This is a genomic window from Leptolyngbya sp. AN02str (assembly GCF_050565595.1).
Classification (GTDB): domain Bacteria; phylum Cyanobacteriota; class Cyanobacteriia; order Elainellales; family Elainellaceae; genus Kaiparowitsia.
Genome location: NZ_JBNXVR010000012.1, coordinates 1 through 13,819, shown reverse-complemented (window position 1 = coordinate 13,819; position 13,819 = coordinate 1). Strand labels below are relative to the sequence as shown.

General features: G+C 46.9%; 10 protein-coding genes and 1 CRISPR repeat array. Of the genes, 9 read left to right on the top strand and 1 reads right to left on the bottom strand.

The genetic code is table 11. From position 1 onward, the window contains the following. Positions 1–137: 137 nt before the first annotated feature. A complete protein-coding gene (locus ACQ4M4_RS11110) occupies positions 138–1,292 on the bottom strand; it encodes a helix-turn-helix transcriptional regulator (protein ID WP_430684576.1) in 1,155 nt (384 codons plus the stop codon). Between the two features lie 184 nt (positions 1,293–1,476). On the opposite strand from ACQ4M4_RS11110, the gene ACQ4M4_RS11105 reads away from it, so the two are divergent. The 9 genes from ACQ4M4_RS11105 (at position 1,477) to cas2 (ending at position 12,139) form a co-directional block, all read left to right on the top strand. Next, positions 1,477–3,237: a Cas10/Cmr2 second palm domain-containing protein gene (locus ACQ4M4_RS11105; RefSeq protein ID WP_430684574.1), complete on the top strand. Its 1,761-nt coding sequence runs from the start codon at positions 1,477–1,479 to the stop codon at positions 3,235–3,237. Continuing rightward, positions 3,222–4,238: a type III-B CRISPR module-associated Cmr3 family protein gene (locus tag ACQ4M4_RS11100; RefSeq protein WP_430684573.1), complete on the top strand. Its 1,017-nt coding sequence runs from the start codon at positions 3,222–3,224 to the stop codon at positions 4,236–4,238. The genes ACQ4M4_RS11105 and ACQ4M4_RS11100 overlap by 16 nt, the downstream gene beginning before the upstream one ends. Before the next feature lie 11 nt (positions 4,239–4,249). Further along, entirely contained in the window at positions 4,250–5,077 is an 828-nt protein-coding gene (gene cmr4, locus ACQ4M4_RS11095) for a type III-B CRISPR module RAMP protein Cmr4 (RefSeq protein ID WP_430684572.1), read from the top strand. Further along, entirely contained in the window at positions 5,074–5,481 is a 408-nt protein-coding gene (locus ACQ4M4_RS11090) for a hypothetical protein (RefSeq protein ID WP_430684571.1), read from the top strand. Before cmr4 ends, ACQ4M4_RS11090 begins: the two co-directional genes overlap by 4 nt. Positions 5,482–5,487: 6 nt before the next feature. Next, positions 5,488–7,149 carry a hypothetical protein gene (locus tag ACQ4M4_RS11085; RefSeq protein ID WP_430684570.1) on the top strand — a complete coding sequence of 554 codons (1,662 nt, stop codon included), beginning with the start codon at positions 5,488–5,490 and terminating at the stop codon, positions 7,147–7,149. Positions 7,150–7,160: 11 nt separating this feature from the next. Then, positions 7,161–8,672, top strand: coding sequence for a hypothetical protein (locus ACQ4M4_RS11080; RefSeq protein ID WP_430684569.1), 1,512 nt, complete (start codon positions 7,161–7,163; stop codon positions 8,670–8,672). A gap of 603 nt (positions 8,673–9,275) precedes the next feature. Beyond that, positions 9,276–10,553: a hypothetical protein gene (locus ACQ4M4_RS11075; RefSeq protein WP_430684568.1), complete on the top strand. Its 1,278-nt coding sequence runs from the start codon at positions 9,276–9,278 to the stop codon at positions 10,551–10,553. 321 nt (positions 10,554–10,874) lie between these two features. Beyond that, positions 10,875–11,864 (top strand): CRISPR-associated endonuclease Cas1, encoded by a 990-nt coding sequence (cas1, locus tag ACQ4M4_RS11070; protein ID WP_430684567.1) that lies wholly within the window; start codon positions 10,875–10,877, stop codon positions 11,862–11,864. Next, the gene (gene cas2, locus ACQ4M4_RS11065; protein ID WP_430684566.1) at positions 11,864–12,139 is read left to right on the top strand and encodes a CRISPR-associated endonuclease Cas2; all 276 of its coding nucleotides are present in this window, start codon (positions 11,864–11,866) and stop codon (positions 12,137–12,139) included. Before cas1 ends, cas2 begins: the two co-directional genes overlap by 1 nt. A gap of 212 nt (positions 12,140–12,351) precedes the next feature. Next, positions 12,352–13,655: direct repeats of the CRISPR family, unit length 36 nt; unit sequence GTCCCCACTCGCTGGGGAAACCAATTGAATGGAAAC. Positions 13,656–13,819 lie beyond the last annotated feature (164 nt).

Here is a 13,819-nt window from a genome sequence, read left to right as displayed (position 1 = left end):
GGGCTTTTCTGAAGTTTGCGCGCCGCGCAAACTTCAGAAAAGCCCTTAACCGAAACTGACGTTTGAAAAAGATTAATCATAGCTTCTGATAAAGCCTTGACATTATTGGTCTGCCAGCCGACACACGGTTTTTAGTGTTATTGATACTGTTGAAGGAGTTTGAGCGCTGCACTCTGATGCCGATCTACAAGTTCTGGTGGTTCAAGGATGCGTGCATACTGCATAAATCGACAGATCCACCGATAGAACTCGTTAAGCGATCGCTCCGGTAGGTCAATCTGGTAATCGACACATTGCCCTTCTTCGGTGGTCAACACCTGTACTTTTTGCCGGGGATGTCGTCGCTCTGCCTCCAGGATAAAGGCTGCTACTGGGGGAAAGAATCGTACACACACCGTTGTTGCGGCCAATGTACCTGCTAACTCCCGCCGTTGGGCTTCGGCTGTGCCTAAATATAACCCCCAGCCGTTGCTGAGTAGCCGATGGGCAACGTTGAGGCGATCGCGCTGTACGGTCAGCCCCCGTTCTTTGGCAGCAACCGGATGGCATTGATCGGTGAAGCGATCCAATCGCTCAATTTCAATCAGACCGTTATTAGCATGTTCATAGAGTAAGTACCAAGCAATTTCAGAAAAAATGAGTTGCAGGGGATATATCCGCATCGACCCTGTACCCTGGGTTTTATGGGGGTCACGGTAGCGATGAAGCTCAAGACATTGCCCCGATAAAATTGCCTGCTCCACCCTTGTCAACTCATGGAAGAGAGTATGCCGATTTGCCTGCCGCTCCATCATCTCATCCGGGTCAGTGTACATCACGGCTCGATCAATCTGGGTGCGTACTGGGTAGAACAACGCTCCATCTGGATCTAATCCCTTCAACCGCCGCTTCAAGGTGTCGTACACCTGACGGGCTTGGCGATCGCCCTGGTATTGACCCTGGGATGCGAGGGCATGAAGTGCAATCCTCAATTCCTCCACCTGCATGGCCCCCGTTCCCAAGTAATAGCCCCAGCGATACATTCGCTGATGCAAGATGCCGTACTGTCGCAACACCTGCACATCCTTTTTGAGGGTAGCCAAGGTGTACAGTCCCAAGGCAATTCCCTGATTCTCTGCCACTTGCTGCAAGCGCTCCCACACCTCTTTCAACGCTACATGATGAATATCGGATGATTCTAGGGGATTGGCACTACCCACGCCTGGATACTGTACAAGGGTAGCGATTAGTAGCAGCAGGCGATCGAAGGAGGGGCGATCGCTGTAGGGATGGAGTTCAGGTCTTTTAACCATTATGTTGTGGATCGTCAAGGCAAAAAGGCGATTGATGATTTTTCTCAAAGATATCTTAAGTTTCCCATCTCGACGTGATCTTGGCTGTTTTATTGGGATATCTACTATTATCTTCTTTTTGGAGACACGCTCAGCGTACTCCCTTTAGAGTGAGAAGTAATGGCGGCATATAGAAGGAAAGCCGATGTCCTCAGCTTCAACATCAACCTGTTACACCGCAATCAGTTTTGCCCCTGTCCAAGGCTTCATTGAAAAGTCTCGTAAGCTTCGTGACCTTTACGGAGCCTCGCTCATTCTGTCTTACCTGAGTCAGAAGCTTGTTGAGGAGTTTCATCAACCACCTGAGCTTAAAATTATTTCCCCTGCGCTGATTCACCATCAGAAAGGAATGCCAAATCGAATTTTGGTGAAAGGTAGCTTTATTGAGCGCGATCGAGTTCAAAACACGTTGCTAAAGCATTGGCAACACTTGCTTACTGTATGTCGTGAGTGGGTTGAACTGTATGTACCTGCCGACTATCACTGGTCACAAAGGCCAGAGCAGGTAGGTAAGGAAAAAGGAGAGTGGGAACGGTGGGGGAGTTACGCCTGGGAAGTGTTTTGGGGAAGCGGCGATAGCCCACAGGCCGCAATGGAGGATCTAGAAACTCGTAAACTGAAACGAGATTGGACAGCAATCAACTGGACTGGGGAAAGTTCAAGTTTAAGTGGAACAGATGCGATCGCATGGAACCGTTTAGGTGAAAAGCATTCTAGTCCAGGGAAAGTGCTTACACAAGCAGAAGCAGAAGAACTTGAGCTTTTCTACCGTCGCCTATCGTGGCTTTTAGATAATCCGGAAGCCCGCAAGGGAAAAGCGGGAGCAATGTCATTGAAAGCCTTGCAGGATTATGAAGTATCCAATCCCCAAGGAATTGGTAGGTATATTGCGGTCAATGAACGCTTAAGTATTCCGGAACTGGTGAAGCGATTAATTACCTATGACAGGATTGATGCAGAGCGACCTGAGCAGGAAAGGTTAAAAATAGCAAAGCTCAAGAAAAAGGCTGAAGATCCAGAATTCAAAGATATTTATCGTGAGCCTACGTACTGGACAGGTTGGTTTATGGGGGATGGAGATAAAGTCGGTGAAAAGCTAAAAATGTTAGCCAATCGCCACCCTGACGACGAAGAAAAGCGCGATCAAGACCTGACTCGTTTTAGTGAATTGGTGAGGAATTGGGGACAGAAGTTTGAAGATCAAAAAGGCTTGTTTCCTAAGGCGAAGGGACGAGTTATTTATGCAGGTGGTGATGACTTCATGGGTGTTCTATACAATGAGGATACTGAAACTGAAGAAAAACCAGAAAAGCTAAAACCCATTGAGATTCGCAATTGGTTAATCCAGTTGTCAGATCAATGGAGAGAATTGCAAGCTGCTTTAGCTGAAGAGTTAGACTTTAAAAATAGGAACCGCTTTACTTACAGTGTTGGTTTTGTTTGGGCAGGTCATAATGTGCCGCAACGAGATGTATTACAACACTGTCGAGAAGCAGAGAAACGAGCCAAAAGTTTAAACCGCGATCGCGTCACCATCCGAGTTGTTTTTAATAGTGGTCAGTATATCCAGTGGACTTGCCCTTGGGACTACATAAATATTTTGACGAAGTACCGTGATCGAGATGGGAAAACCGGAGAGCAGGCAAATTGGAATCACCTTTATAGTGATTGGGCGACACTGAAGGCGCGTCATGCAATTCGGTTGCGTGAAGTGGACAGTGAAAACAACCCAGTTGATCGAGAGTTGGCAGTGGCCATGCTTGATCTTTATTTTGATGACTTAGGGCAGGAAATTGGGCAAAAACGACAGTGGGCGGCTATTGCGGGGGATAACAGTGAGGTTGCGGTCGTGCGATGGATTAACGATTTAGTGCAGGTAGGATGGCAGCTATGTTCAAATACCTAGTCATTGTGTCGCCTTTGGGCTTTCTTTACGGAAGTGCTGGAGCCTTCTTGTCCCCTGAAAATTTGGTCGGGCGATCGGGTGCAAAGTTTCCGCCCGATGCTGCTACCCTGGCAGGACTCTTTTTTAGTGAAAACAAAAGCCAACAATTTGCTTCCCATGAAACACTGAAGCAAGAACTGTTCGTGTCTGGGCCTTTTTGGGCAAACCACGAAGATGTCACCAATTTTTACGTTCCCATGCCACGCCATCGCATTATTGATGACAGTAAAGACGACGAGTGGAGGTTGAATCCCCAACGGAAATGGGAGCGTGATCCACAAAAGCAAGAGATAGAAGCAACCTATCGGTGGCAGAGTATTGATTCCTGGAAAAGACCCAAAACTGCCGACATTCGAGAGAATAACGAGATGGGCCGTGCGCCATGGGAATATGTGTCATTCCTGCATCCGCAGATGAAGCCTGATGAGCGTCATGTGCTGGATAAAGATGGATTATTTCTGGAAAATGCTGTGCAGATGGATGAAGGCTTTTGCCTGGTTTATCTATCTACCTATGCCTTACCCGATGGCTGGTATCGCTTCGGAGGAGAAAGCCATATGGTAGAAATTTGCTGCCATGAAATTCCTCTAGGCAGTACCATTCATGAGTTATTAACAACCAAAATTCAAAAAGCCTGCGCTCTGCTTACGCCTGGAGTTTGGGGATCTAATTATCTGTCTTATCGCTATCCCAAGCATTCCGAATTCCCCAAAGAAGGAATCAAGATGCTGACGGATAAACCCATTCCCTATCGGTATCGAATTGGACAGCGTTCGACTGAGCGAGGTCGATTGGGGCGGGGACGTTATGCCGTCCCTTCAGGAACGGTCTATGTGTTCAAACACACTCTGGATAAAACCTGGTGGGAGTTTCCAGAAGACTGGTTTCCGAGAGAAGGCTTACCCCTCAAACATTTGGGCTGTGGATTATGTCTTCCTGTTGAAATTGATGGCGTTGCATAAGGAGAAAAATTGTGTACAAACGAGCCTACGGCATTATTGAAGCTCTTGCACCTTTGCATGTGGGAGCAACCGCAGGAGAAGAGAGCGGCAACTTGAATTTGATCTTCCGAGATCAGTTTACACAAACCGGAATTATTCCTGGTAGTTCGATTCGAGGTCGATTTCGCTCGGAGATGCGGAATAAAGCAGAGGGAGATGAGAGTATTTGGTATGGCGCTCCAGCCCAAACAGGTGAATCGGATGCAACAACGGAATCAGTAGTGAAGTTTGAGTACGCTTCTCTCCTATGGTTGCCTGTCTTCTGCCCAGGGCAGCCCGTGGTATGGGTCAGTTGTCCCAAGCTTTTAAAGCGCTATCAGCGTATTGTGGGTGATGAACTAAAGAAGGCCAAAATACCTGCTGTATATACTGGATCATCAACCCTCAAACCACTCAATGTGGAAGGAAAGAAGAAACTCTTCTTCAATTTTGGTTTTTTGGAATTAAAAGAAACCACAAATTTAAAGGCCTGGTTTCCCAATGATGAAGAACTACCTGCGGTGGTAGTTAAAGATGATGAGATTGGCATGATTCACGATATGGCTTTGTACCGCCAAAGTCGAGTTCGCCTGAAGGACGATGAAAAGCGGGTGGATGGCGGTGGTTTTTTCAACACAGAAGCACTGCCCGAAGGAACCATCATGGTTTTCCCGATCGCCATTCGAGATACAGATCCTAATAATGCCTGGGAGCCTTTTGGGAACGATGTTAAGAGTGGTGAAGTTTATTTAGGCGGGTTGGAGTCGATCGGGTTTGGTAATTGTCAGATCACGCTGAAAGGCGAAGGAGTAGCAGCATGACCTGGAAACTATACGAAATCGATCGGGTTGCCCAAGAACTGACACTGAAGTTCCGCGATAAAGATGTGTTGGGCGAAAGCCATAAAATGCGGGCTACAACAGCGTATGGACTAGAACGCTTTTGGGGTGAGCATTTGCGTCTGGGGCAGAAACAGCAAGACAAAGACAAAGCAGATTTCTGGAAAGCCACTTGGGATGCGCTATGCAAAATTATGAAGCAGGCTGGAATTACGATTCCTAATGACAAAGTGACTAGTGATACTGGATCTATTCAGTCGATGTCAGAAAAGCTATGGGCCTTTGACATTGAGCAGCGTAAAATTGCTTTGGCAATTCTCATTGAGCTTTGCGACAGCTTGGTTTGGTGGACGCAACGTTACAAGAAGCCTAACAACGGGAGGTAATTCGCCATGCCAGATCATGACTATGTGCCGTTGATGTTTCAGGCACAGGTGGGAGGGCGATCGCAAATCCAGCGATTAATTCCAAGCCAGAAAGCTGACCAACAAGCCTATGATTGGGCACAACAGTGGCAGCAAGCCTGTGATCATAAGACTGTTCCCCAGTTTGAGCCACATATTCAAACACGCACCTATTCATTTACCTGGCGGATGGTCACCAATAGTGGCCAGGATGCAGGCGTGATTCGCCCAGTGATTGGAGAACGGGGATGGGCTTATTTCCCTGGTTCCAGCATGAAAGGTGCTTTTTTAAGAGCTTGTAAACAGCTTTATCCTGCCAATGAGGTGCTGTTTTTCTGTGGAGGTAAAGGAAAAGATGGTGAACTCCATCCGGGTGTACTGCGCTTTCATGGGGGCTATCCTGATAACGCCGAATGGTTAGATGACTCCCTGGTAGACATAGTGCATCCTCAGGAGGATTGGCAGACCAAGAACCACGGATCTCACAGCGCATTCATCCAGATCTCCCTGCATCAACCGACCTTTGTATTTGGTATTTCCAGTACAAAAACTCTAAGAGATGAGCAGTGGAAATCGGTCTGGGATGTTTGGCAGGCTGCATTAGAGCAAGGCATTGGCTCACGGGTCAGTGCAGGTTATGGGCAGATTGCAACTCACAGTGGCAATAAGCTGGTAAGTTTCTCTTTGTTAGGTGAAGGTCAGGCTTCAAAACTCATTGATGGACAGGGGGAGTTTCGTCCTAATCTCTTTAAAGCAGCTTTGCGGGGACATACTCGACGACTGTTTAACGGCATTACTGATGAAAGAACAGCAGATAGGATCACGAAGCTGCTATGGGGTGGAATTGGAAAGGGTGAGGAAGCGACGGTTGGGTTGCTCGGTGTCTCTTTCAATGCACCGAATCTAGAGTTAGATGAATGGCGATCGCCCACTCAGCGAAGTAACACAGCTCCAATCTATAAAACTGGAGTTGCCATTCTTGATGTGCTGTTGATGAAGTCTGATTTGACATCGGAACAACAGGATGAGTTGAAGCAATTTACCATTCGGCTGATGAGATTTGCCATGTTGTTGGGTGGGTTTGGGAAGTCCTGGCGACGGGTATATCATCCTCGATTTCTCCCCCAGTACGAGCGGCAGCTGATTGGTTGCCATTGGCAATTTACGAAGCGTTCCTACCCTTTGTACATTCCATTTAATGAGAGTTTGACAGCAATTACTAAGTTTCTGGATGTTTTTTACGACAAAGGGAAAGAATTTTCCTGGTTAGAAAACATCCATGCCCAGGGAAATCTAACACCTGGTATTCGGGAAGCTTGGCACAAAGGCAATGTCCAAGTTTGGGGACGGGTGGCAGAGGATGAGGAAGATAGTCTAGCGATCGAGTGGTTCCATGATCCCAGGTTCTCGATCAAGCAGTCTGAACTGACTGGGAAGATGGGACGGGTGGGGCGATTATGGCATCGGATGTACCCGCGCTTCCGCAAAACTCAAAATAGCGAAGGCAAAACGGTCTGGAAACCAACCGCTCAGTACGCAGAACTGCTGACGATCTTTCCTAACGGGCTTGAGGATAAGCAGGAGCAGGAGAGAGCAAAGAATTTTCTCAAGTTTTTGGATCAAGAAACGGAATTCATTCGGCTCTGGTAGGGAAAATTATCATGAATGTTTGGCTGGTGACAACTGGAAGCAGTGATGTTCAACTTACAAATGGAGGCCATGAGGATTGGAAGGACTGGTATCCAGACATCAAAAAGCTGCTGCATCGGTTGCCTTTTAAGCCAACGAAACCCAATGATGATGAAGATCTATATCGACTGCCTGCCAGGGTGTTGGGACTTGCGTATGAGCAATTACCAGATGAGGTGAAACCGAAATTAACGCTACCGTTGTTGCAGAGCTTTACTAAGGAGTTACATGCCAAGGATGTTTCGATTGATCAAATTATTGTTTTAGTCAGCGATCAGGAGAACCTCTTTGCTGAAGGCGATCGTGAGACGAAACGGTGTCCCTATTGGCAAGATACCTGTGCGCTTTACCCGATCTTGGAGGCTTATTTTCATCAGTATTTTCCAAAGGCTGAGGTGAAACCGCTACTTCTCAAGCCTCAACCTTTTGATAAAGGTCTGGATGATTGGGATGCTGTTTTAGGATTGGTTCAACGGGAAATTGCTGGACTAACATTTGCTCCAGAGCCCCAGATGGTGTACGTGAGCCATCAAGCTGGGACACCAGCGATTTCTTCAGCGGTGCAGTTTTCCAGCTTGGCGCGGTTTGGCGATCGCGTTCGTTTTCTGGTTAGTAGTGAGCAAAGTACCAGATCAACAGAGATTTTATCTAGCTCTTCTTACTTGATGGGAATTCGTAAGCAGGAAGCTAAAACTCTATTGGGTCGTCCTGATTATCCAGGTGTACAAGCAATCATTGAACCTTATCTACAAGACGACGATACTAAAATCTTACTAAATGCTGCTATCTTATGGAACTGTGCAAAATTTGATGAGTTTGTGCTTGAATTGCAGAAGTTATCAGACCAGGAGTTGGCTGAAGCAGTAAAAGAGCGATCGCAATACTATTGGTGGGTTGCTTATGAAGCTGGTTATTTAGCATTAGTTCGCTTAACTCAAGGAAATGCAGTAGAAGCCTTTTTCCACAGCTTTCGTTCTGTTGAAGGCTTGATTTCAAGATGGGCTGAAGTAACTTATCCTGATCATGTTGAACCCAATAATGATTCTCCCCAAGTTAAACTTTCAATCCTGGAAATATTGCCAGATTACTTAGGTAATAAAAAACAGGAACATCTTTTATCAGAGTTCAAAGAACGCCAGAAATTAGGGCTTCATGGTTTTCCTCTATATGACTTACTAAGAAAAGGCAAGCCCCATTGGAAACAAACTTGCAAAGATTTAACGGTGTTTACAGATCAGATTGCGCCGAAACGGAATAAGCTTTTTCATCGTCTAAAAGGGCTAGAAGCTATAGATGTTTTTGGTGAGTGGAAAGTTTCTAACGCGATAGAGCTAGAACTCAGAATAATAAGCTATCTCAACTTCATTTCCAATCAATCATTTCCTATGTTTCGGGAAGCGAGTTTGATGGTGAAGGTTCACCAGAAATTAGTAAAGGCGATTGCCCCACCTCTAACTCACCTCATGACGCCTGATTTACAATAAATCCGTTCTGATTTCCTCATTGCTATGATTGCTTCACCTCAGTCCCCCCTTACCCCTGAAGATTATCTTCATCTGGAAGCCGAGAGTCTGATCAAGCATGAGCATATTAACGGTGCTGTTTAGGTAATGGTCGGAGCTAGCGATACTCATGTCCCCCTTGCCTTAAACATTGCGGTTCTGTTTCGCAACCATGTGCGAAGCGTTCGATCGCGTTGATATTGATAAGTTTGCCGATTATCAAACCCTAGAACGCCTAGAGGAGTATGTTTTGATCAATACCTGACATCAGCGAGTCGAGTGTTTTTGTCGTAATACTGAGGGGCTGTGGGTTTTGCAATACTATAACTATATGAGACAAGCAGGTTTGAGCTTCATCGTGTCAATTTCTTAGATACTTTAGCAGCACTGTATGAAGATGTTGAGATAGAGCTACATCAAGGCAAATTATAAGTGAATAGCATCTAAGACCTGATTCACGCCCAGGTGCAGTTCAAGAAACAACAGTGACATAACCCGATTGCCTCCTCGAAATTGCTGCACCTGATATTTCTCATCTACAAGGTGATAGATCGAGATGGTGGGCCTCATACCCCTGATTTCCCTATGCCTAGCCTGATTCTTTCCTTTGTTGGACAACAAGATCCCGTCTCAGACCATACCCATGAGGATGGCTCCATTGTGAGTTTGATGCGTCATCTAGTGGCTGAGGGGCAGACCATCAAGCAGGTGCTATTGCTCTACACCACAGCGACGAAGGAGCGAGCTGAATTGACTCAGGGGTGGCTGATGGATGACCCTTTTCATTTGCCCCAGGAGCGGGTGCTGTTTCTCGCCACAGGCGATGGGCTATCAGATGACCCTGTGAACCTGCTGCTGTCAGTCCAGGCGGCGCGGCAGGGGTTGGAGATGGCGATCGCCCAGGCCACCCCTCAAGACATTCTCGAATTGAATGCCTCTTCGGGTACGCCTGTGATGAAATCTTCCTGGAGCTTATTGCAGGCGGCGGGATATGCGCCAAAAAGCCGAGTGTGGCAGGTGCGGAACCCAAAGGAGCAGCAGAGCCACCAGATGCGGGTGTTCCAGACGAATGTACAGGTTTTGCGACAGGAGTTTGATGCAAAGGTCATCCGGCAGCAATTGCAGGATTATAACTACAGTGGAGCATTGACGACGCTACGGATGTCGGGGCTGGCGACTCCACTGTTAGAGGCGTTACTCAATTACGGGCATTGTCGGCTTTCCCTCGATTTTCAACAAGCGCAGGAAGCGATATCGGCAGGCCCAGCATTAAGCGGTCTTTGCTTAAGTGGTGTGGATAGCCGCTGGCAGCAGGAGCTTGAGGCGCTTTTACAACGGAACCCAATCGCTCTCATGCGAGAGGCATACTTCAAAGCCATTGTGGAACTGAAGAATAAGAAGTTTTCAGATTTTTTAGTGCGGGTATCTCAGTTTCAGGAAAAGGCGTTGCAGTTTTTTGTAAATCGGCAGTTATCGTCGCGCCCATCTTTACCCGCATCGTTTGCGGAGACCAGTGGTTTTTGGTCTGCTCTTTCGATTGAGCATCCTGATCTCTACCAATTTTTGCAAGGGTATCGGTTCAGAGATGTTCCGTTACGGTTGGACGGGTTTCCAAACCGACCCACGTATATGGCGATTTTAGAATATAGCCAGGATACGGCCCTAGAACCATTGCAAGCCTTGAGTTCTTACTGTGATCAGCGGAACCGATACATCCATCAGTTTGAGGGAATTTCAAACCTGGAGGGAACCGAGGAGATTCTCAGAAAAGCACGTCAGGTGCTGTGTGAATTGGGGCAAACAGATTTTGCCAATCCTTATAATTTGCTCAATCAGGACGTTTTACGATCGCTCCATAGTTAATCAGGATTTGCGCAAGTCCACCGTACCTGGAATATTTGTGTTGTGTGTGGGATACGAAGCACTCCACACACAACACAAATGCGTCAGTCTTGTTAATGACTTCTACCGGAGCGTTGGGTAGGGGCAATTGCTCTGTAAAGCAGGAATTAAAGTATCTCTCCTTTTGGAAAAAATACCGAAGAAAATTTGTACTAAAGCCTGAAAGTTCAGCGAATACCGAAGCTGAAAATTATTTTGGTGCGTGGAACCTGGTTGATAGAACCGCATTGTCTCTCAAGTTTTTTGGTTGTACTCCCATTGCGAGGTTTTAACCAGGTAACTATGCGCTCCCTCTACATCTCTCAATCCGGTTGTGCTCTCTCGCTCAAACAGGAACAGGTACTCATCAAGCAAGGGCAAGATCTGCTTGATCAGGCGCAATTGCCTATGCTGGAGCAGATTCTAATTTTTGGTCAGTCCCAGGTTACAACTCAACTGGTTCGTGCTTGTCTCTATCGTAATATTCCCATTGTTTATCTGTCGCGTATGGGCCGTTGCTATGGGCGATTGTTGCCCATTGAGCGAGGGTATCGTTCCCTAGCACGGCAACAGCAAGCCCTATCAACGGGCGATCGTCTGAGTGTCGCCAAAGCGATTGTGCGGGCGAAGGTGAAGAATGGACGTGTTTTATTGCAGCGTCAGTATCGCCGTGTGGAGTCAGCTACGCTTAAGGATGTGATTGAACAGTTGAGCAGCCTGGTTGGGCAAATTGAGCAGGCTGATGCAATTGAACGTTTGATGGGATTTGAGGGGGCCGCAGCGGCTTGCTATTTTAGGGTGTTTGGTGAATGTCTCACGAGTGAAAGCTTTTCATTTCAAACCCGATCGCGGCAGCCGCCGCTTGATCCGGTCAATGCCATGCTCAGTTTTGGTTATCAGGTGTTGTGGAACCATTTGTTGAGCCTGATTGAGCTTCAGGGCTTAGATCCTTATGAGGCGTGTCTGCATCAGGGGTCGGAGCGCCATGCAGCCCTGGCTTCAGATTTGGTGGAAGAGTTTCGTGCCCCGTTGGTGGATTCTTTGGTGTTGTATTTGGTTAATAGCTCCATCGTCTCTGTTGATACGGATTTTGATTATCCCGCAGGAGCCTGTTATCTCAATGAGGAAGGGCGCAGAAAGTTTTTGCGGGCGTTTCTTCAGAGGATGGAGGAACCTTTGGCAACAGCGGATGGCCTGCAACCTCGCTGGGATCTATTGAATCGTCAGGTAAAGCTGTTTAAACAGTTTGTTTCTAATCCTGCTTTGGGTTACAAACCCTATTTGATCCGCTAATGTTACTTTATCTTGTCACTTACGATATCTCATGTAACAAGCGTCGTCTAAAAGTAGCCAATCTGTTGGAAGGCTATGGGAGACGCGTTCAGTATAGTGTCTTTGAATGTGTCTTGCCAATTGCTAAATACCAGGAGTTACGCGATCGCTTACGGCGGCAGGTTGAGTCGGAGGATAGTATTCGGTTTTATCCGTTGTCTGCCCATACGTTGGGCCAGGTGGAGGTTTGGGGTGGTTCTCCAGTTCTTCAACCACCTGGTTCTACGATTGTTTGATTGTGTTAGTTTCAATCGCTAATTTTGAGCGCTGCGAGGAATCGGCAAAATGCTCGAAACCCTACTGATTACGTTGCAGACCTCGATGCTTTTCTCCATAAGGCTTTTACGGCTTTTGAGGCAACTGTTCAAGGCGCATCCTCTTTCGTTCTGCCTCCCCCTCGCAACTCTGCTCTGGACACCTTGCAGGATATGGGGTTGAATGAGGGGGAGTCCCCACTCGCTGGGGAAACCAATTGAATGGAAACCAATAATGAACAAATACTTACTATTGGGTTGATATCTTAGTCCCCACTCGCTGGGGAAACCAATTGAATGGAAACTCAATTAACGCCACTAAGCCCCCTATAGTAATATGGGGGGTCCCCACTCGCTGGGGAAACCAATTGAATGGAAACAGGTAATACCCTCATACTCGTAGCCAAATTCAGCATGTCCCCACTCGCTGGGGAAACCAATTGAATGGAAACATAATGAACAAATACTGAGGGTTACTATTGGGTTGATATCGTCCCCACTCGCTGGGGAAACCAATTGAATGGAAACTTCCTAGTGCTGAACGCGGGATCATACTTCTGCCAAAGTCCCCACTCGCTGGGGAAACCAATTGAATGGAAACTAAAGGTGGCCCGCTCCACCCGTAGTTTATAGGCGAGAGGTCCCCACTCGCTGGGGAAACCAATTGAATGGAAACATCCGTAGTTTATGATGCTGCGGTTGGTGGTGCTACTACTGTCCCCACTCGCTGGGGAAACCAATTGAATGGAAACCCAACACTATAAAACTGAGACGTGGAATTTGATTGAAGTCCCCACTCGCTGGGGAAACCAATTGAATGGAAACTTCTAGTTGAGCCAGATCTTGCCCTGTTGCTTCTAAAGTCCCCACTCGCTGGGGAAACCAATTGAATGGAAACTTTTACTCAGGGGATCTTATCCTTATTTCATTTTCTTAAGTCCCCACTCGCTGGGGAAACCAATTGAATGGAAACTCTCTAGTAGTTTGGGTAACATCAAATCACTTCTAGAGGGTCCCCACTCGCTGGGGAAACCAATTGAATGGAAACGAAAGGCTTACTACCTCTTCATTCCAAGCATCGTATACGTCCCCACTCGCTGGGGAAACCAATTGAATGGAAACGTTTCATCAGTAGTTTTAGTTAAAGCACGAGAGAGGAGAGTCCCCACTCGCTGGGGAAACCAATTGAATGGAAACCCTAATTCCTTATTCTGGCTTAGTGCTTAGGGAATCAATTCGTCCCCACTCGCTGGGGAAACCAATTGAATGGAAACTGAACCTTTCTTTGGCCATCTCATACCGTGCCAGATCCATGTCCCCACTCGCTGGGGAAACCAATTGAATGGAAACCTTGAAATTTCAAGCGGTTTTGGATACGGCTCTCGTGTCCCCACTCGCTGGGGAAACCAATTGAATGGAAACTAAATCAAACGCCACAAACGGCTCATGACGCAACGAATAGGTCCCCACTCGCTGGGGAAACCAATTGAATGGAAACTATAGTCAACCTTATAACCCTTAGTTTGGTCTTTACTTAGGGTTTGCTGAAAAAAGCAGCAAAGGTTTACAGTGCCTAGTTTTCAAGCGAGATCAAGTCTGCTAAAGTGCAAAGAAAAAGTGTAAAACCTCTCAAAAACCTTGCACGAGCTTGCCGATGTACCG